The following is a 16,996-nucleotide window of genomic DNA, read 5'->3' as shown; positions in this document are numbered from 1 at the left end:
TCAGCCGGTACCGCGAATCTGCGCTTCTGTTCGAGCCTCGGCCTCTGCGTACTCGCGAGCTGATGCCTGCAGTTTTCGAGCAAGATCTTTCACGTCGGTCGACAGTGTCGAGTCGGATGCCTCCCACGCAGACAGCAGGAACGAGAACGCTTCGCCTGCTGCTCCCGGCCAACACGCTGTACCCGCCGACATATCGCGAGCCACCACGGCGAGATCGTCGGATGCCATCTCGATCGCGAGGTCGGTTCTGCCTGCTGCGTCGAGAAGCACCGCAACACTGACGTCCAGACGATCCCCCATCACATTCCTCCCCCGAGGCTGTTGGTGCCTGTCACTACGGTGAACGTAACACCCGGTTGGGAGGGCAGTGGGCTGGTACCTTGACCGCGTGGTTGACATCGGGGGAATCAACGACTGGGACACGGCGGGGCTCGAGCGGCTCAGCAGCTCGCTCACCAGCAGAATCAGCACACTGATCGATCTGGGCGATCAGCTCGATCGCCTCGAGCTCATCGACGGCTGGGTGGGGGAGGCAAGTGAGGTGGCCCGTCGGGCATTCGACGCGGTCGTCGATCACCTGACCGACTCCGCCGCGCAAGTCGGAGCGATCAAGCGACTGACCGACGACACCGAAGATTCCGTCGTGGCGTTGAAGCGTGCGCTCGCCGACGTGTCGTCGCTGGCCTTCGCGAACGACTTCGCCGTGTGCAACGACAACACGCTGTGGGACAGATGGGCTTTCGAGCGACCGCCGAATCGGACCGACGCCGAATCCGCGGACCGTCAGCGGATGAAAGTCGAACTCCTCGACCGCGTCGGCGAAATCGTCCGTCGCGGAACAGAAATCGAGGAGAACGCAGCTGCAATCATGACCGCAGCTGCTCGAAACCTGATCAGCGACAACGACAGTACCGACGTGCGCGAGGCGGCGGGGATCGGCAGCGATCAGGGGGCGGCGAAAGCCCCGCAGCCGCCGGCCGAGGGACATCCGGCCGCGAACAATCAATGGTGGAACTCGCTCACCGACGATCAGCGCGACTACGTGCGAGAAGAGCGGCCCCACTGGATCGGTGACCTCGACGGCATTCCGGCGGCCGATCGGTCGAGCGCCAACCTCGCTCAGTTGGATGTCGACCGCAGCTCCGTCGACGGTCAGGTCAACGAGGCGCAGGCTCGCTTCGACCAGACCGGTAGTGCGATGGACGGACAGCGGCTGCAACTGGCGCTCGACAAGCGAACGTCGCTCGATGCCGTCGAACGTCTGATGTTCGAGAAGGGAACGGACGGGAGCTTTGTGCTGGGCGCGGACGGACAGCGCATTCCGGTTCCGGATCGGCACCTGCTGTCCTTCGACGCTTCGCCGGAACGGACGCTGGCGACCGCCGTCATCGCAGTCGGTGACGTGGACACTGCGGATCACGTATCCGTCCACACACCAGGCTTCACCAGCACCGTCCACAAGGGGCTCGGCAGCCTCGTGAACGACGCGGCGAACATCCGTGACCTCTCGCAATGGCAACTCGATCACTACAGTCCCGACGCCGCCGGACAGACCGTCGCATCGGTCGCCTACATGGGATACGAGGCCCCGCAGAAGGTCGGGGTGTTGTCCGACGACATGGCTCAGACCGGAGGCAGCAGGCTTGCGTCGTTCCTCGACGGCATCGACGCATCACGTTCGGGCGATCCGCATCTGACCGCCGTCGGGCACTCCTATGGTTCTCTCACAACAGGATTCGCGCTGCAGGACGGTACCGGTGTGGACGACGCGGTGTTCATGGGATCGCCCGGTGTCGGCACCGACAACCTGGGTGCGCTGAACATCACCGGTGACGCGTACACCCTCGCATCCGGCGGAGACGGTGTTGCGGCCCTGGCCGCATTCGGTGGCGATCCACGCGAGATCGCCGGAGTGCACGATCTGTCGACTCGCGCCGCCGACGTGGTGATGCCCGACGGCACCGACGTCGCGCTCATGTCCACCGATCGATTCACCGGCCCGATCATCGAACGGATGGGAAGTCACAGCGACTACTACAAGCTGGACACCACGAGTCAGTTCAATCAAGCAGCCGTGATCGCAGGCATTCCCGATGTGGCAGTGGCCCGATGACACGACGAAGCAAGGCGTGCACGGCAGCAGCAATACTGGCTGCCGTGTTCCTGGGGGGATGTATGAGCAACACACCGGAGCCGTACGAGGGAGAGCATCGTCCGCGTGAGAAGGCCGACTCGGAAATCGTTGCCGAGCAGACCGCTTTGCGGTTCGAGGAGCTGAAGCAGCGGGAGGGTCGGCAGAGCACGGTGGAGCCCGCTTTCGAGCGGATGCAGGAAGACATCAAGGCGGCGATCTCGACGCTGGTGCCGGGGCTGGAATGGTCGACCACCCGCACACGCAGCGAATCACCCTGCGATGAGCCGTATTCCAATACGCCCGGCTTGAATGTGAAGCTCGTGCCGTTCAGTTCCGACGCGCCGATCCCAGCCGATCGGTGGCGGGCCGTGCTCGAGGCCGTCAATTCCATCGCCGTCGCCAACGGGTTCGACGGCACCGACCTGAACAGCGAGAATGCCGAGCGTCGTCAGGTGAGTTTCCGCGACCCCGATGGTGGCCGCATTCTCCTCGGTGCGGGTGGGCGGACAGCACTGATGATCACGACGGGATGCTATTTGCGGTGATCGGGTCGAACCCGTCTGCTACACCCGATCGATCCCTGCCTGATGTGTCGGGTCGATCAGGAACAGGCTGCTGCCGTCCAATCCGTCTCTGCGGTGTATGTTTCCGCGCAGTCCGGCTTCGACCAGACGGACGGCGATGTCGTAGATCTCGTCGAGACGTTCATCGGTGAGGTCGGGCCGAACTGCAAGATCGATTTCGTCACCGATGTGCCGCATCACTGCCTGGAACGACGGGCTCACTGAGCTGTAGAGCTCTTCGCACTGGGCCACCAGGGCGTCGGACATCACATAGTCGTCCGCCGCGCCCAGCAGTGGCGTCACACCGAAATCCTCGAGCAGGTTGATCAGCTGCACCCCACTGCGTCCAGCTGCCGTCGACCGATCCGACAGCACACCCGTTTCCACTTCCTTCGTGGTGAAGATCAGTGTGGCCTCGGCACTGGGATCGAGTAGCCCCAGATCGGCACGCATCGCCTTGAGCAACAACGAATGCATTCTGATGATGTACGCGTGCTCGCTCTGCAGGCGTTCGTAGGCGGGTCCGGCAATTCCGGTCTCGGGTGCCAGCGGGGTCAACACTCGGCGATCGATGCCCGTCGACAACTCCAGTGCCAATGGATGAACGCGTCGGCGAGCAACCACCAGTGCTGCGCTGAGTGCGAGGTTCAACTGGTCGTAGGCCTTGTTCAGGGCCCGAGTCGCAGCAGCGAGATCGCCTACCGGCGTCGAGATCACCGCTGCGGAAATCTCCTCGGCCACAACACGATCGACATTGGACAGGGCAAAGAGAAGCTCTTGATAACGCGCGGTCACCTGATCGCGATTCCACGAGTCGCTCTCGCTCGACTGGCGCACCTGACGATCGACAGCATTGTGCAGAGCCGCCACCTCGCGGGAGATGACGTCCTCGTTCGCGCCGACCCGGCGCACGCTCAACGCAGCCCACGCGGCACCGACAGCGGCGATCACCACGACGATCAAGGTCCACAACGCAATTGCGGAGACACCCGACTCCGAAGCAGCCAAGACGCTGGTAGTCATCGCTACATCATGCCGGACTGTGTCACTCAACGTCCTTCTTTCGCCGTTCTAACCTGCAGTGCGACATTCGCCGACGACCTGTGCGGCGATGCGGCGTGGGTCGTTTTCGGGCAGCGAGTCGATGAGGATTCGGCGTGGATGCGATGAGGGCCCGGTGATCAGATATTTCTGACCGGGTCGCACTCGGCCGGCCTCTGCGAGGACCTCGTCGGGCCACTCGGTACTCGGGGCGACGTCGGTGTCGCGTAGTGCGTCGGCGACGATGCGTCGCGGGTCGTACTGGCGCACGTCCATCGTTTCCCACTGGCTGCGGCGCAGCGGAACGCCCATCTCGTCCTCCGCTGCACTGCGAGTGGTGTCGACGAACTGCCGAACCGAGCGCACGGCCCGTCCGAGTTGTTGGGCGTAACCGGGGAGGCGCGAGGGGCCGAGGACGAACCCGGCGATGATCGCGACCAGGAACAGTTTTTCGAAGGTCAATCCGAACATGATGTGAGCTCCGGTTTCGAGGGTGTGAGGGCGCGCCTGGCAGCTCGCCTGTCGTGTACCTCGGTGATCACAATGGCCGCACCGAACAGGGTCGCCATCGGTAACGCGACCAGGAACATGGACAGGACATCGGCAGCGGGAGTGACCAGCGCGCTGAACAAGGCAATTCCGACGACACTGAGCCGCCAGCTGCTGCGAAGTCGGTGTGCGGAGAGGATGCCGAGGCAGTTGAGCATCACGAGCACTGCCGGAAGGACGAAGGCGATACCGGTCGCCAACACGATCTTCATGACGAAATCCACGTAATACGAGGCGTTGAGGATGGTGCTGTCCTCGTCGGAGGAGAAGCCGGCAAGGACGCTGACCATGCGCGGGAAGATGGTGAATCCGAACATGCACCCGGCCACGAACAGTGGGGCCGCGGCGGCGGAGAATCCGTACACGTACTTCTTCTCGCGACGCGTCAAACCGGGAGTGAGGTAGGCGAACAGCTCACGCAACCAGACCGGACTCGACACGATCACGCCGGCGAACAGAGCGATTCTCAGTTCGAGATCGAAAGCGCCCGTGACAGTTTCGAAGTTGAGACTGGCTGCACGCGAGAGGGCGAGTTCCTCGACCGGTGCGCGGAGGATGTCGAGAATCTGGTCGGAGAGGGCGAACCCGATCGCTATGCCGACGAGCAGGGACACCGCCGCGCGGATCGCACGGCGACGTGCCTCGCGCATATGGCCGGCCAGGGGCATGGTGCCCCGCGGAGCGGTAGCCCGCGCGGCAGTGCCCCGCGCGGCGGTGGCCGTGATCACGACGCGTGTCGGTACGGAACTGTGGCGGACGAAGCGTCGGCAACCGCGTCATCGCGGGGTGCTGCGTTCTTGTCCTCGCGCACTTCGTCTTTGAGGATGCGCAGCGATTGGCCGACGCCCTTGGCGAGTGACGGGAGTTTGGTCGAGCCGAACACGAGCAGCAGGATGGCGAGAACGATGAGGGCGTGCCATCCGGTGAGGTTGTGCAACATGGTATTTCCTTCGGTGATGTGGGGTGAGGGGGGATCAGTTGGTGGGTGCGGCGCCGTCGGCCGGTGGGCCGCCTGCAGGGGGAGTGCCGCCGCCCATCGGAGGCTGGCCGCCACCTCCGGCAGGTGCTCCGCCGCCGCCTGCGGCGGGTTCGGTGGTGGTGTCGATGGCCACGGCCAAGGATCCGACGTAGCCGGATGTGGGGTCGCCCGAGAACGTCCCCATCTCGAGGTCGTAGCCGTCGCCGAAGACGTTGTCGTTGTCGAGGCTGCCGAGCTGGGCCAGGTTCTTCGCGGAGTTCGGATAGGTGTCGAGTTGGTAGATCGCGTCGAGCATGTCCTGAGGGAACGCGACCTGTGAGGTGGCAATAGCGTTGTCCGCGTTGGTTGCCGACGCCGCATCGGGATAGACCTCGAAGTGCATGTGGGTCCATCGACCGGAATAGCAGCCGGGGACGATGGTCTCGAACGTCACCGTACCGTCGGCACCGGCAGCTTGAATGCCGCGCAGATACGTCTCGTCCTCGACGCCCTCGGAGTACATCGAATACTGGCCGTCCGCGTCGCACTGCCACACGTACACGGCAGCACCCTCGAACGGTCGATTGTCGTTCGCCATGTCGGTGAGTGTGAAGGTGAACGACATTGGCGTTCCCTCGACTGTGGTTCCGCCGTCGAGGCTGGAGGTGATGTCGTTGCGCACTATCCCTGATTCTTCGAGAACATTGACGCCGTTGGTGCCGTCGGCCGGGTAGGGGCCGTTGGTCTCCTGGGGGATTTCGCTCGTTGCGCTCGCGGTGCCGGTAGCCGTCGTCGTGGAAGTTGTTGTGCTGGTGACACTTGCGCCGTTGGACGTCGAGGAGCAGGCGGCCAGTGCCACCGCTCCGGCCCCCGCGCCGACGATGCTGAGCACGCGGCGGCGAGTGATCAGGGTGGTGATGTCGAACCCGGCACCCTGATCGACCACCTCTTCGGTGGGGCGATCGAGAAGCCGTCCCTCGTAGGTCGGTCCGGCAGAAGTGTTGGTGGGCTCTGGAATTGGGGGCATCGTCTGATCTCCTGAGATGGCATCGGTTCTTTTCGGTAGTGCCAATACTCTGGGATGTTCCGGTGAGAACCCTGGACTCTCACTGCGAGGTTCCTGTGAGCCCCGGGCGGTCGGTTTTACCAACAGGTATAGCTAAGGCTAACCTACAAGTCCGATCACCGACATACAGGACATTTATGACTCATCGCGCAACTACTCGATTCGCTGCCGTGCTCACCGCCGCGTTGGCCGGGTCCATCGCACTCGCGGGCTGCAGCTCTTCAGATACCGTCGAGACTCCTACCGCGGCGTCGTCCACCGGCTCGTTCCCGCTGACGGTGCCACACATGTACGGCGAGACCACCCTCGACGCTGTGCCTCAACGGGTAGCGACCTGGGGCTTCGGCACAACGGACGCGGTACTCGCGCTCGGCGTCGTGCCGGTGGCCATGCCCGCGGCCGAATACGGCGGCGGCGACGATCTGATCTACCCGTGGATCTCCGACGCGATCGACGCGAGCGGCGGTCCGGCGCCGACTCTGCTCGACAACGTCACCAACGCCTTGACGGTCGAGAAGGTGCTCGCCGCCGATCCTGATGTGCTGCTGGCCCCGCACTCCGGCCTGACGCAGGCCGAATACGACGCGGTGACCGACGCTGGAATCCCCGTCATCGCCCCGCCCGAAGAGTTGTGGTCGACGCCGTGGCGCGATGTCATCACCACCACCGGAGATGTTCTCGGCGTTCCGGATCGGGCCCGGGATCTGGTCTCCGATCTGGACCGGCAGGTGAGCGAGGCAGGTGCGCAGCATCCCGAATTCGACGGCCGATCGATCGCATACGTGTCCGAGGCCGCCGATGTGTACTACCTACTGCTGCCGTCAGACCCCCGAGTGGAGCTACTCGAGAATCTCGGCTTCGTCTCGCCTGCATCGGTGACCGACCTCGCGACCGACGACGCCACGTACTCGACCACCGTCTCGGCAGAGAACATCTCGAAAATCGACGCCGATGTGGTGTTCACTCAGGTCGACACCGACGACGCCTTGCAGCAATTCGTCGATTCGCCTGTCTCGCGCCAGATTCCGGCCGTAGCCGCGGGTGCAGTCGCAGGATTCGTCGGCCAGGAAGCCGGAGCTGCAGTAGGCCCGACGGCATTGTCGATTCCGTATTTCCTGCCGACGCTGGTCGACGGACTCGCATCCGCCGTGAACAACGTCGGCTGAGTACTACCGAGGAGCTGAAGGGGCGGCGACATTGGGATGAGCGGCGGTCGTGAGGCGGCCGCCGTAGCGGTTGTCCCGAAGCGGCAATAGTTTTGCGGTTGTGTTCACCGAGATCGAAACCACCCGGCTGATCCTGCGTCCCCTGCGCGAAGAGGATCGACTGGCGATGGTCGAATTGCACACCGATCCCCGAACGACCCGGTTCCAGTCGGACTCGCCCGACGTCGCACAGGTCGACCTCTTGTTCGACTCGTGGCTCGCGCACTGGGCAGAACACGGGTACGGGTACTGCGCGGTGAGCACCCGCTCCAGCCCGGACGTGATTGGGCTGGCAGGGATTCGGGTTCGTGATTTTCACGGTGAACGTGTGCTGAACCTCGCTTACCGCTTCAGTCCCGAGGTGTGGGGCCGCGGCTACGCAGCCGAGGCGGCACAAGCACTTGTGGACTGGCGTGCCCGCACGCTCCCGTGGGTTGCGTTGATGGCGAGCGTGAATGTGGCGAACGAACGCTCGGGCCGAGTAGCCGAACGCGTCGGCTTCGCCGAGTACACGGAGGAGTTCTACGACGGTGCGCACTCGCGCCACTACCGACTCGAAGCGACCCAATGAGACGCAGCGTGATGGTGGCGCTCGGGCGACAGACGCTGCTGCGACGCCGGATCAGATCCGACGTTTGACGCGAACCAGCTGGTCGCGCAACGTTTTCGAGTGCCTACCTATACCAACGACGGTCCTGGAGCGCGCGCGGACCTCTGCCGGCCTTACATACCGAGCGGTCTTCGGTGTGGTTTGCTGGGATTGAGGGTGGCAGCAGGTGCTGGGATCGAATTTCTACGAGGAGGCGGGTATGGCTGCGCCGCAGTGGTTGCTTGTGGAAGTACTCGATGATGGCCATCCGTTCGTCGTGGCGGTTGGGGAAACTCCCCGGAAGCGTGTGGCTTTGGGTTCCTTTCTTCGGTCCGACGATCGTTCGTCTGCGCTCTCCGCAGTACGCGAGGTATGCGCGAAGAAACGCATGGTGACTTTGTCGTCGCGAGGTAGATCGGTGGTGGCGGAGCCGATCACGGAAGATGTTTCCGGTGTTGTGCACGGGGTGTGGTTGCGGGTCGGCTACGGTTCGTCCGATACCTCGCGTAGGCCATCCGCATGGGCTTTCACGTGGGATCTGGCTTCAGGTAGAGGTCGGCGCAGTGCGATTGTCAGCGACGACCAATCGTGGTCGTCGTTGGGGGTGGAGCAGAGTTATTCCTTCGCCCAGGGGCTGAACAAGCTCGACCTCGGGTCGGACACGGTCGGCGTTCTGGCCGACGTGATTGCCGGTGTTCCAGGACGGGTTCTGCAGGTTCGAGGTGTCGAGCGGCGTCCGGATGGTGATGATCGTGTGTTGCAGATCGTCGCCCGTTTCGGACGACCCGAAGGTACTGGCGCACCTTGCCGCGGGACTGTTCGAGGTGTTTCAGTCGATTTGGGTTCTGCGACCGATGTTTCGGAACGCTCCTCGACCGGGGCGAGTGTTGCGGAGGCCGTGGCGAGGTCGCTGCGCCGACCTGGTGAGTATCGAGCGGTGCTCGATCCCGCAACCTTGGTGTTGTTGCATTGGGATGGGGATGCGCCGGAACGTATTCAGTGGCAGCGGACCGATCTCGACGCGGACGGGGCATTCGTTCATCCAGACGATGTCGACATGGTTCGTTCTGCTGCACGCGCTGTGGATGAGGGGCCGCGCGGTGGAGTTTCGTCGGTGCGTCTTCGCATCCGGGACGGAGTGTACGAGGAGGTGCTGGCGACTGTTCACAACGTGGGTCTGGCCGACGCTGTCGACGCGATTCTGTTGGTCTTTCACGACCACGTTGCAGAGTATGCGCGTTGATTGTGGCGTGCGGTGCCCTAGCCGTTGCGGGATCCGGTGACTTTTGTTAACTTTTACTCACGCTTTAACAGCGTCTGAGGTTCGACCTTGTCGGTGTCGGGTGGACCTCCACGTCACTCCCTCGGTGTGCACGCCACTGTCGAGGGGGCCGTCGATTCCTGTTGCATCCATTCATGAACGGAACGGAAAACACGTGAAGATTCAGACTCGACTGGCATCTGCCGCGATCATCGGCACCGTCGCACTCTCAGCTGCCACCGCGGCGGCAGGAACAGCTGTTGCACAACCGATTACGCAGGCTCCCGTAGTCACTCCGCAATCACCGACCGACACGATCGACCCAGCGTCGCTACCACCGGAACTGCGGGAACAGATCGCCCGTGAAATCGACAATCTGAATGCGACGACGGCACCCGAGGGCTCCGAGGAATGGGGCTTCTTGGCCGTAGCAGCGGCGCGCGCGATCGTCGCGGGCGCACGGACTGCCGGTCCCGCGGTCTACAACGCACTCGCATCCGCTGTTCGCAGTGGGTACAGCTCATTCAACGGTTGGTGCGTCCGGAATCCATTCCTGTGCGCGATTCCGGGAGGACTCGGCACAGCGGCCCTGTACGACGCACTCAAGGGCATCATCAACTGATGACCGAATCACCAGCACCCGAACTCGGTGTGACCCGGACCTTCGCCGGCGGCATCGCTGCCGCCGGCATATTGGCGGTGACGCAGCTGTTCGTCGGCCACGAAACCGCGCTGTACACGATCGTTTTCGGCCTGCTGGCGATCGTGTTCGGGTTTCTGACCTACTGGGCCTGGACGAAGGACAGCACGACGTTCTTCGGCATCGTGTGGGGGTTGTTCACCATTGGAACGGCAGTTGTGTTCGTGGCCGATGTTCTATAGCCGAGTTGCCGTCGCGGCTACATTTCTCGCCGCGACGGCACTGAGCTCGATGCATCAACCCGCATCGGCAGCACCGGCACCGGAGACGTCGATCTGGAATGCTGCCGCAACAATTCCCGACTCTTGGTCGTCCTCTGCTGCCCGAGGCGATAGTTACGTCGGTACGCATCCGTCGGTGTCGACCCGCACGATCATCGGCACCGATGATCGCGTGCGTACACCCAATCCGTCATCTTTCCCCTCCAGGACAACGGCATTCGTCGTGGCAACTGACGCTGCGGGACAGCAGCGGTCGTGTACCGGTTTCCTCTACGGCCCGCGCTCTCTCGCTACGTCGGCACACTGCCTACTGAGTGAGTCGGGGTGGAACAGCGACTTCGAGATATTTCCTGCCGTGGACGGCGGTGCTCCGCCGTTCGGTCGGTGCGGCTGGGTGAAAGCCAGTGTGCATCCGCAGTTCTCGGCCGACCGGTCGACCCGCTTCGATCTCGGTGCCCTGCAGCTCGATTGCTCTGTCGGTGACACCATCGGCTGGCTGAGGCCAGGGCCGTCCATGGATCCCCTGCCTGTAGGTGAGGGTCTCGCATCGACCGGTTACCCGCTCGACAAATACCCTTCCTTCATGTGGACGGCGCACGGATCGGTGACGTCGGTGTCAGAAGGCACCGTCGATTACGACCTGGACACAGCGGAAGGCCAGAGTGGTTCACCAGTAGTTGCCAACTCCGACCCGACAACAGCGATCGCAGTACACAGCAGTGGATTTGCAACATTAAACGCTGGCACGTCGTTGGTGCGCGCGCAGTCGGAAAGACTCCTACGTTGGTCTGAAACTCTCCCCGCTGCCGACGCCGTCGTTCCGTTCGGGTCCAGCTGAATCCGGTCCTGCCGTCGTTGCGTGAGAAGTGGTGCGCGTGACGCGAACCACCGCGTCGCGCAACGTTTTCGAGTGCACACCGGTACCGACGACGGTCCTGGAACGTTCGGCCGCCGTGTCGATGCGCCAGGAGGCGTCGAACAGAGCAGTGATGTCTTTCGCGGTGACGGTGGCCTCGTGCGGCGGCTGCTCGTCGTCTCCGTGTGAATGGTGATGCCCGCCGTCGTGCAGGTGCCCGACGATGAGCAACGAACCGCCCGGTGCCACCCACTGCGCGATGTGTCGATAGAAGTCCAATTGCGGAATCGACGGATGCGCGTAGTGGGTCATCACCAAGTCCCATCGCTCGTCAGGACTCCAGGTGGTCAGATCGGCTTCGATCCAGGTGACATCGACGCCCGCCACCTCGGCCTGCTGCGCGGCGGTGGCGAGAGCGGCGGCGGAGATGTCGGCACCCGTGACCCGCCAACCCTGCCTGGCCAGCCAGATCGCCTCCGCTCCCGCGCCGCAGCCTGCGTCGAGCGCGGTGCCAGGTGTCGACCCTGCTGTTTCCTCCACGAGGTACGGATTCGCTGCGACGGTATGGGATGTTCTGTCATCCCAATGGTGCTCCCAGTAGTCCTTGTCGAATGCGTGAGTCATCGATCGTCCTCTCCCGGTGGCGTACAAATGCCAGAGTGTCAGCTCACACAGTGTATGGCAAGTAAATTTGCGGGATCGGCAAGTTTCACGAAGCGCTCGCACTATCTCAGCGAGGTGCGTCGGTGACCATTCGATTGCGGCCGGCGCGCTTCGCCTGAAACATCAATGCGTCGGCTCTGTCGAGTGTGTGGCGAAGACCTTCGTTCGGTCGCTGGAGCGTGTATCCGGCCGAGAACGTCACACCCGACGGCGTGGTGGCGGCTGCAAGAGCCTCGAGTGTTCGAAGAGCGCCCCGACGATCGCAGTTGCGCAGAGTGATCACGAATTCCTCACCGCCCCAACGTGCTATGAGTCCATCGACGCCTATGCACTCACGGGCTGTCGACGCGAAGTCGCGGAGCAACGCGTCGCCGGCTGCGTGGCCGAAGTTGTCGTTGAACTGTTTGAAATGGTCCAGATCGAGAACCGCAACGACGGTGTCGACCGAATCGCCGTCGACGACGGATACCGCGTAGTCCGACCAGCCGCGACGGTTGAGTGCACCGGTCAGCTGATCTGTTCGGGACGCGCGCAGGATGCCGTCCTCGACTTCCTTTCGTTCGGTGATATCGAGAGCGGCAGCGAGAGTCCACTCGGCATCGGACGGACCGGTGAAAGGAACCAGAGTCAGGAGAACCCAGCGAATCTCGTCGTTCGGTCGAAGGAACCTCACCTCGACCTTCACGGATTTGTCCGCGGCCGTCCCGGCGGCCATCAGATCCTCGACGCTGCCGTGGAGCGCGAGGTCATCCGGGTGAGTGTGCACCGTCGCGGATCGACCCAACAGTTCTGAGGAGGACAAGCCGACGAGTTCGCAGTAGGCAGTATTGACGTCGACGAACAATCCATCGGCGTCGGAGAGGGCCTGCGCCACGGGGCTGGAGGCGAACACGCGCCGGTACCAGTGATCCTCCACGACGCAACGACCTGCTTTCTCCCCTTCCTGCATCGGCAGTCTAGTCGAGGTCGGGTCGAGCTCATCGGCACGTGCGTCTGCTGGAAGGCAGCAAAACTGGCACGAATGTACGACTTTTGGGAACCGTTTGCGCTCGGGCACCGTCGAAGTAGTGGGGCAGCCGGCTGTCGATGGGGGTTTTCGATGATGACGAAGTGGCGAGAAGTGACGAGCGCCGAGTGCCAAGAAGATTTCGACGATCTACTCGACGTGTGTGTCGAGATCGCCGCCGAACGAATCAGCGAGAGGTGGGGACTCGAACCGGTGGCTGTCGTCAATCACATCTCGCTCGGTCAGAGGGTTTTTCCTTCGGAGGGGCAGGCGGATGCGTCGTCGACCATGTCGGTTCATCAGCAACTCGTCGGTCGGCTACGGGCGACGTCCGACGATCTTCGCTCGTACGCCATCGTGTCCGACGCGACCGTCGAGGGGGCGTCGGACACTCATCTCGAGGTTCTGCTCGAACACCGCGAATACGCGATGCGCATTCTCGTGCCCTACCTCATGCCGGATGCGAAGACATTCGATCTCGGTCCGATGAGAGCGGTTGTGGGGCAGCGTCTTCTGTGGGGATGATGGCGGTCGCGATGGTGGAGCCCAGTAGGCGCCCCCCGTTCAGGGCGCGGAGTACCGAGGTGGCTCCTGGGTAGGTGTTGTAGTAGATCCCAGCAGATTCGCCTACTGCATACAGGCCGGGGACAGCACTGCCTGCGGTGTCCAGAACTCGTCCCGATGCATCCGTCGCCAGTCCACCGAAGGTGAAGGTGATGACGCACGCCAATGGCCAGGCGAGAAACGGTGCCTCGGTCAGTGGCCGGGCCCAGTTCGATTTGGGCGGAAACAGCCCCTGTGTGCCGAGGCCATCGCAGGAGTGTGCGTCGAATTCCCCTGTGGTGCAGGCATCGTTGAACCGAGAGATCGTCCATTCGAGCTCGTCGACCGGTACGTCGATACGCTCGGCCAACCCGGCAACTGTCGACGCGGTGTACGGCGGGCGGTCGGTGAGGATCGCCCGGTCGATACCGACGATGTCGAGCAGCCGGGAATCGGCTATGAGGTAAGCACTTTGGTGTGCGTCGCGCCAGATCCGGTAGGCCAGCTCCTCGAAGGTGTTGTCGGGTGAGTCGGACCCTTCGTCGAGGAACCGCCGACCGTGAGAGTCGACGACGATGCCGTAGGGGTACGCCATCACCAGCGCTTCGGGCCGAGTGGACCGTGCATCGGTCGGCTCACCGTGGAAACGGTCGTATTGGCCCCCGCGGGCTGCGCCGTTGTCCACGGCGAGTTCGATGCATGCGCCGTCGTTGTAGTTGCCGCCCGGGGCGATGGTCCGCATGGCCTCGGCCGTGGGGCCGAGGTAGCGTTTCCGCAGGTCGGGTGACCCCTCGAAGCCGCCCGCTGCAACCACTACATGGGCGGCCCGCACGTCGTATGCACCGTCGGGTCCGTCGATCGTCACCTCCCAGCCTTCGTCGAGTCGAGACAGTCCGATCACCTTCGATTCGTAGCGGAATTGGGCTCCGAGTCGTTCGGCCGACTGCACCAGCTTCTCGACGATCGATGCTCCACCGCCCTGCGGCATGAGCCGCGGACCCTTGGATGTGAGGAAGTACGTGTTGTCGGTGACGAATCGGATGTCGTGTGTGCCGCTCAACCATTCGATGGTCTGTCGGCATCCCAGAGCGAGGGCGTCGATGTGCTCGCTCGGGGTCCGTCCCTCGCTCAACGAGTGCATTCGCTCGACGAAATCGATCGACGGGTCACCCTCTGCGGTCGTACGAAAGAACGACGATGTCCATGCCGTGTTGCCACCGCGATGGCGTACCGACGCGCGCTCGAGAACCAACAGTTGTGAGCCCGGTGAGTGCTCCAGAATGCTGACGGCACTGGCCAATCCGGCCGCACCGCAGCCGATGACGATCACATCCACATGCTTCATGACAAGTCCTCGTTCTCGGTCGGTCGAACTTTCCTGGGGAGCGTCAGTGCGACGATTGCGGCGAGCGCCATGCAGCACAGGCACAGAACGGTGACGCCGTTCCATCCGTGGGAATGGAACGTGGCGGTGGCGACGGTGGCACCCACACTGTTGGCCACGTAGTAGACGGTGAGGTAGAGAGCCGATGCCTGCGCTCGTGCGGTGGACACCGAGGAGCTTGCGCTCGCCGATGCCACGACGTGGCCGGTGAAGAATCCGGCGGTGACGATCGACAGGCCGATCGCGATGGAGATCAGTGAATCGGCACGCGTCACCACGGTTCCCACTGCTGCCAGAGCTGCACCGGCGAGAAGCGTCCGGTTCACGCCGATCTTTCCGGCGACGCGGCCCACGCGCGGGCTGATGACTGTTCCGACCAGGTAAATGAGGAAGAACGCTCCGACGGCACCCTCGGTGAGACCGAAAGGATCTGCCTCCAAACGGAATCCCAGAACCGTGTACACCGCGCCGAACACCACCATGAACAGTGCGCCGAGGAGATACAAGCGCAACAGCAGGGGGTTTCGCAAGTGGAGGCCGAGTGTTCTCACCAGAGCTCGGGGAGTCAGGCGTTGTTCCGGTCGAGCGCCCTCGCCGGGTATGAGTAGCCGAAAAACGACGGCACACGCCATGGAGGTGAATCCGAGAACGCCCAGAGCGATCCGCCAGCCCGCGTATTCCGAGACCACACCCGCAAGGAACCTCGAGCCGAGTCCTCCGATACTGTTGCCGGACAGATAGATCCCGATCGCGGCGGTGGTGTACCGCGGGTCGACTCGATCGGCCAGGTATGCCATCGCGGTGGCGGGCAGGCCGGCCAATGCCAATCCCTGGACGGCACGCAGCGAGATCAGCCACCATGCATTGGGAGACAGTGGAAGTAACACTCCGATGGCAGCGGCGGTGAAGATCGACGCCGTCATCACCGGTACGCGCCCGACGATTTCGGACAGGCTGCTCATGGGGATGAGTCCGATGGCAACGCCTGCGGTGGTGGCCGAGATGGTGAGACTGGCGATCACCGGAGTCACGTGAAGTCCGGATGCCAACTGTGGCAACAGACCCTGGGTCACGTACAGCAGCAGGAACACGCTCACGCCGGCACTGAAAAGAGCCACCATCGCACGCCGATACCGAGGGTCGCTCGGAACCAGGAGTCCAGTGCTCCGACGGTTCGACGAGGCAGTGGCGGTGTCGTTGGTCATGGCTGCGACAGTAAGCAGATGCTGCAGATGCGTCCAATGATCAATTGACCTATTGTCCATGCAATGATGCATGAGGGGGAGACCGGCGCGGCGGTGGCAGCTGCGGATCTGATGCCCAAGCTGGCGCAGTTCGCAGCGGTTGCGAAATCCGAACACATGACCAATGCTGCTGCTGCGCTGGGTGTTCCGCAGCCTACGATGAGTCGGTCGTTGGCCCGGCTCGAGGAAGAACTCGGCATCCAACTGTTCGTGAGACGTGGCCGTTCGGTGCGCCTCACGCCGGCCGGCAAGATCTTCGCTCAGTACGTCGAACGTGCCGTCGAGGAGATCGAAGCGGGAATTGCGCACACACTCGAGGCAGTCGACCCCGGTCGAGGAAAGGTGTCTTTCGGCTTTCCGCTCACCATGGGTGGCGATGCCGTTCCGCGCATAGTCCGCGACTTCCATACTCGATACCCCCGGGTGTCGATCGACTTGATGCAGGGAAGCGGTGAAGACCTTCTGGATGCATTGAGGCGCAATGCAATCGACCTCACACTCATCTCACCGCCCCCGTCGTCTCCTGAAATCGAGACGGTGACGGTGCAAATCCAGTACCTCCGCCTGCTGGTGCCGCGCGGTCATCGACTCGCGCAGCAGCGTTCGGTGTTGCTGCGCGAGGTTCAGGGCGAAGCGTTCATCGGCTTCCCCGACTTCTACTGGATCAGCGATATAGTGCGAAAGCTGTGTACTCGAGCTGATTTCAGTCCCAATGTGGTGTTCACGAGCAGAGAGTCCGAGACGATCCGTGGGTTGGTGAGCTCCGGACTCGGTGTCGCGGTGATGCCGCCGACGGCCGCTCGGTGGCCCAATATCGTCGAGCTGGAACTGATCGATCAGGATGCGTTCCGAGAAATCGGACTGGTGTGGCTGCGCGATCGGACCTTGCCGCCACCGGTGGAGCTGTTCCGCGATTTCATCGTTTCTCGGCGGCACCAGTTCTCGGGAGCTCCGACGATCGATCCGAAGCGGATCGACCGAAAGCGCTGAACAACACGCCTTCGGTCGATCCG

General features: G+C 63.1%; 20 protein-coding genes. 10 read left to right on the top strand and 10 right to left on the bottom strand.

Annotated elements, in window-relative coordinates; genetic code table 11:
• The gene (locus CH286_RS05420) at window positions 1-300 is read right to left on the bottom strand and encodes a WXG100 family type VII secretion target (protein ID WP_176458150.1); all 300 of its coding nucleotides are present in this window, start codon (window positions 298-300) and stop codon (window positions 1-3) included.
• An 88-nt stretch (window positions 301-388) separates the two neighbouring features.
• Between CH286_RS05420 and CH286_RS05415 the strand changes: the two genes are divergently transcribed.
• Entirely contained in the window at window positions 389-2,113 is a 1,725-nt protein-coding gene (locus CH286_RS05415; RefSeq protein ID WP_141215800.1) for an alpha/beta hydrolase, read from the top strand.
• A complete protein-coding gene (locus CH286_RS05410; RefSeq protein ID WP_094608595.1) occupies window positions 2,110-2,679 on the top strand; it encodes an LppA family lipoprotein in 570 nt (189 codons plus the stop codon). Before CH286_RS05415 ends, CH286_RS05410 begins: the two co-directional genes overlap by 4 nt.
• 18 nt (window positions 2,680-2,697) lie before the next feature.
• Here CH286_RS05410 and CH286_RS05405 read toward each other — a convergent pair whose 3' ends face one another.
• From CH286_RS05405 to CH286_RS05385, 5 genes are read right to left on the bottom strand one after another with little or no spacing between them, the layout of a single operon-like run.
• Complete coding sequence (locus CH286_RS05405; protein WP_094608594.1) at window positions 2,698-3,720, bottom strand: hypothetical protein; 1,023 nt, start codon at window positions 3,718-3,720, stop codon at window positions 2,698-2,700.
• Window positions 3,721-3,768: 48 nt separating this feature from the next.
• On the bottom strand, window positions 3,769-4,209 hold the full coding sequence (locus tag CH286_RS05400) for a preprotein translocase (RefSeq protein WP_094608593.1): 441 nt from the start codon (window positions 4,207-4,209) through the stop codon (window positions 3,769-3,771).
• Window positions 4,197-5,015 carry a twin-arginine translocase subunit TatC gene (gene tatC / locus CH286_RS05395; RefSeq protein ID WP_255182580.1) on the bottom strand — a complete coding sequence of 273 codons (819 nt, stop codon included), beginning with the start codon at window positions 5,013-5,015 and terminating at the stop codon, window positions 4,197-4,199. Before tatC ends, CH286_RS05400 begins: the two co-directional genes overlap by 13 nt.
• Window positions 5,012-5,227: a twin-arginine translocase TatA/TatE family subunit gene (locus tag CH286_RS05390; RefSeq protein ID WP_032376093.1), complete on the bottom strand. Its 216-nt coding sequence runs from the start codon at window positions 5,225-5,227 to the stop codon at window positions 5,012-5,014. Before CH286_RS05390 ends, tatC begins: the two co-directional genes overlap by 4 nt.
• Before the next feature lie 34 nt (window positions 5,228-5,261).
• On the bottom strand, window positions 5,262-6,272 hold the full coding sequence (locus CH286_RS05385; protein ID WP_094608592.1) for an intradiol ring-cleavage dioxygenase: 1,011 nt from the start codon (window positions 6,270-6,272) through the stop codon (window positions 5,262-5,264).
• Between the two features lie 176 nt (window positions 6,273-6,448).
• On the opposite strand from CH286_RS05385, the gene CH286_RS05380 reads away from it, so the two are divergent.
• The 6 genes from CH286_RS05380 (at window position 6,449) to CH286_RS28395 (ending at window position 11,125) form a co-directional block, all read left to right on the top strand.
• On the top strand, window positions 6,449-7,477 hold the full coding sequence (locus CH286_RS05380) for an ABC transporter substrate-binding protein (RefSeq protein WP_094608591.1): 1,029 nt from the start codon (window positions 6,449-6,451) through the stop codon (window positions 7,475-7,477).
• 100 nt (window positions 7,478-7,577) lie between these two features.
• Window positions 7,578-8,087 carry a GNAT family N-acetyltransferase gene (locus CH286_RS05375; RefSeq protein ID WP_217902906.1) on the top strand — a complete coding sequence of 170 codons (510 nt, stop codon included), beginning with the start codon at window positions 7,578-7,580 and terminating at the stop codon, window positions 8,085-8,087.
• 238 nt (window positions 8,088-8,325) lie between these two features.
• Window positions 8,326-9,348, top strand: coding sequence for a GAF domain-containing protein (locus CH286_RS28400; protein WP_176458149.1), 1,023 nt, complete (start codon window positions 8,326-8,328; stop codon window positions 9,346-9,348).
• A 193-nt stretch (window positions 9,349-9,541) separates the two neighbouring features.
• Window positions 9,542-9,988: a DUF4414 domain-containing protein gene (locus CH286_RS05365; RefSeq protein WP_141215798.1), complete on the top strand. Its 447-nt coding sequence runs from the start codon at window positions 9,542-9,544 to the stop codon at window positions 9,986-9,988.
• On the top strand, window positions 9,988-10,248 hold the full coding sequence (locus tag CH286_RS05360; RefSeq protein WP_037147071.1) for a hypothetical protein: 261 nt from the start codon (window positions 9,988-9,990) through the stop codon (window positions 10,246-10,248). The genes CH286_RS05365 and CH286_RS05360 overlap by 1 nt, the downstream gene beginning before the upstream one ends.
• Window positions 10,238-11,125 carry a trypsin-like serine peptidase gene (locus tag CH286_RS28395; protein WP_094608589.1) on the top strand — a complete coding sequence of 296 codons (888 nt, stop codon included), beginning with the start codon at window positions 10,238-10,240 and terminating at the stop codon, window positions 11,123-11,125. The genes CH286_RS05360 and CH286_RS28395 overlap by 11 nt, the downstream gene beginning before the upstream one ends.
• Here the strand turns inward: CH286_RS28395 and CH286_RS05350 are convergent.
• Together CH286_RS05350 and CH286_RS05345 are read right to left on the bottom strand one after the other, a co-directional pair.
• On the bottom strand, window positions 11,066-11,767 hold the full coding sequence (locus CH286_RS05350) for a class I SAM-dependent methyltransferase (RefSeq protein WP_094608588.1): 702 nt from the start codon (window positions 11,765-11,767) through the stop codon (window positions 11,066-11,068). The genes CH286_RS28395 and CH286_RS05350 overlap by 60 nt on opposite strands.
• A gap of 106 nt (window positions 11,768-11,873) precedes the next feature.
• Window positions 11,874-12,722 (bottom strand): sensor domain-containing diguanylate cyclase, encoded by an 849-nt coding sequence (locus CH286_RS05345; protein ID WP_176458148.1) that lies wholly within the window; start codon window positions 12,720-12,722, stop codon window positions 11,874-11,876.
• 183 nt (window positions 12,723-12,905) lie between these two features.
• On the opposite strand from CH286_RS05345, the gene CH286_RS05340 reads away from it, so the two are divergent.
• Window positions 12,906-13,337 (top strand): hypothetical protein, encoded by a 432-nt coding sequence (locus CH286_RS05340; RefSeq protein ID WP_141215797.1) that lies wholly within the window; start codon window positions 12,906-12,908, stop codon window positions 13,335-13,337.
• On the opposite strand, the gene CH286_RS05335 is transcribed toward CH286_RS05340, so the two are convergent.
• Together CH286_RS05335 and CH286_RS05330 are read right to left on the bottom strand one after the other, a co-directional pair.
• Window positions 13,264-14,700, bottom strand: a complete 1,437-nt coding sequence (locus CH286_RS05335) for an FAD-binding protein (protein ID WP_176458147.1) — start codon at window positions 14,698-14,700, stop codon at window positions 13,264-13,266. The two genes, CH286_RS05340 and CH286_RS05335, sit on opposite strands and share 74 nt — an antisense overlap.
• Window positions 14,697-15,944, bottom strand: a complete 1,248-nt coding sequence (locus tag CH286_RS05330; protein WP_176458146.1) for an MFS transporter — start codon at window positions 15,942-15,944, stop codon at window positions 14,697-14,699. The genes CH286_RS05335 and CH286_RS05330 overlap by 4 nt, the downstream gene beginning before the upstream one ends.
• A 63-nt stretch (window positions 15,945-16,007) precedes the next feature.
• Here CH286_RS05330 and CH286_RS05325 point away from each other — a divergent pair, with 63 nt between their 5' ends.
• Window positions 16,008-16,973 carry a LysR family transcriptional regulator gene (locus tag CH286_RS05325; RefSeq protein ID WP_052057803.1) on the top strand — a complete coding sequence of 322 codons (966 nt, stop codon included), beginning with the start codon at window positions 16,008-16,010 and terminating at the stop codon, window positions 16,971-16,973.
• The last annotated feature ends 23 nt before the right edge of the window (window positions 16,974-16,996 follow it).

The organism is Rhodococcus sp. WWJCD1 (assembly GCF_002258735.1).
In the GTDB taxonomy this organism is placed as follows: Bacteria; Actinomycetota; Actinomycetes; order Mycobacteriales; family Mycobacteriaceae; genus Rhodococcoides.
The sequence above is the reverse complement of the archived record's forward strand: the minus strand, read 5'-3'. Positions and strand labels throughout refer to the sequence as shown.

Bases quoted from the DNA above. Each gene is read 5' to 3' on its own strand.
- CH286_RS05420 (WP_176458150.1), bottom strand. From the start codon at position 300: ATGGGGGATCGTCTGGACGTCAGTGTTGCGGTGCTTCTCGACGCAGCA.
- CH286_RS05410 (WP_094608595.1), top strand. From the start codon at position 2,110: ATGACACGACGAAGCAAGGCGTGCACGGCAGCAGCAATACTGGCTGCC.
- CH286_RS05405 (WP_094608594.1), bottom strand. From the start codon at position 3,720: ATGACTACCAGCGTCTTGGCTGCTTCGGAGTCGGGTGTCTCCGCAATT.
- CH286_RS05400 (WP_094608593.1), bottom strand. From the start codon at position 4,209: ATGTTCGGATTGACCTTCGAAAAACTGTTCCTGGTCGCGATCATCGCC.
- CH286_RS05390 (WP_032376093.1), bottom strand. From the start codon at position 5,227: ATGTTGCACAACCTCACCGGATGGCACGCCCTCATCGTTCTCGCCATC.
- CH286_RS05385 (WP_094608592.1), bottom strand. From the start codon at position 6,272: ATGCCCCCAATTCCAGAGCCCACCAACACTTCTGCCGGACCGACCTAC.
- CH286_RS05380 (WP_094608591.1), top strand. From the start codon at position 6,449: ATGACTCATCGCGCAACTACTCGATTCGCTGCCGTGCTCACCGCCGCG.
- CH286_RS28400 (WP_176458149.1), top strand. From the start codon at position 8,326: ATGGCTGCGCCGCAGTGGTTGCTTGTGGAAGTACTCGATGATGGCCAT.
- CH286_RS05360 (WP_037147071.1), top strand. From the start codon at position 9,988: ATGACCGAATCACCAGCACCCGAACTCGGTGTGACCCGGACCTTCGCC.
- CH286_RS28395 (WP_094608589.1), top strand. From the start codon at position 10,238: ATGTTCTATAGCCGAGTTGCCGTCGCGGCTACATTTCTCGCCGCGACG.
- CH286_RS05350 (WP_094608588.1), bottom strand. From the start codon at position 11,767: ATGACTCACGCATTCGACAAGGACTACTGGGAGCACCATTGGGATGAC.
- CH286_RS05340 (WP_141215797.1), top strand. From the start codon at position 12,906: ATGATGACGAAGTGGCGAGAAGTGACGAGCGCCGAGTGCCAAGAAGAT.
- CH286_RS05335 (WP_176458147.1), bottom strand. From the start codon at position 14,700: ATGAAGCATGTGGATGTGATCGTCATCGGCTGCGGTGCGGCCGGATTG.
- CH286_RS05330 (WP_176458146.1), bottom strand. From the start codon at position 15,944: ATGACCAACGACACCGCCACTGCCTCGTCGAACCGTCGGAGCACTGGA.
- CH286_RS05325 (WP_052057803.1), top strand. From the start codon at position 16,008: ATGATGCATGAGGGGGAGACCGGCGCGGCGGTGGCAGCTGCGGATCTG.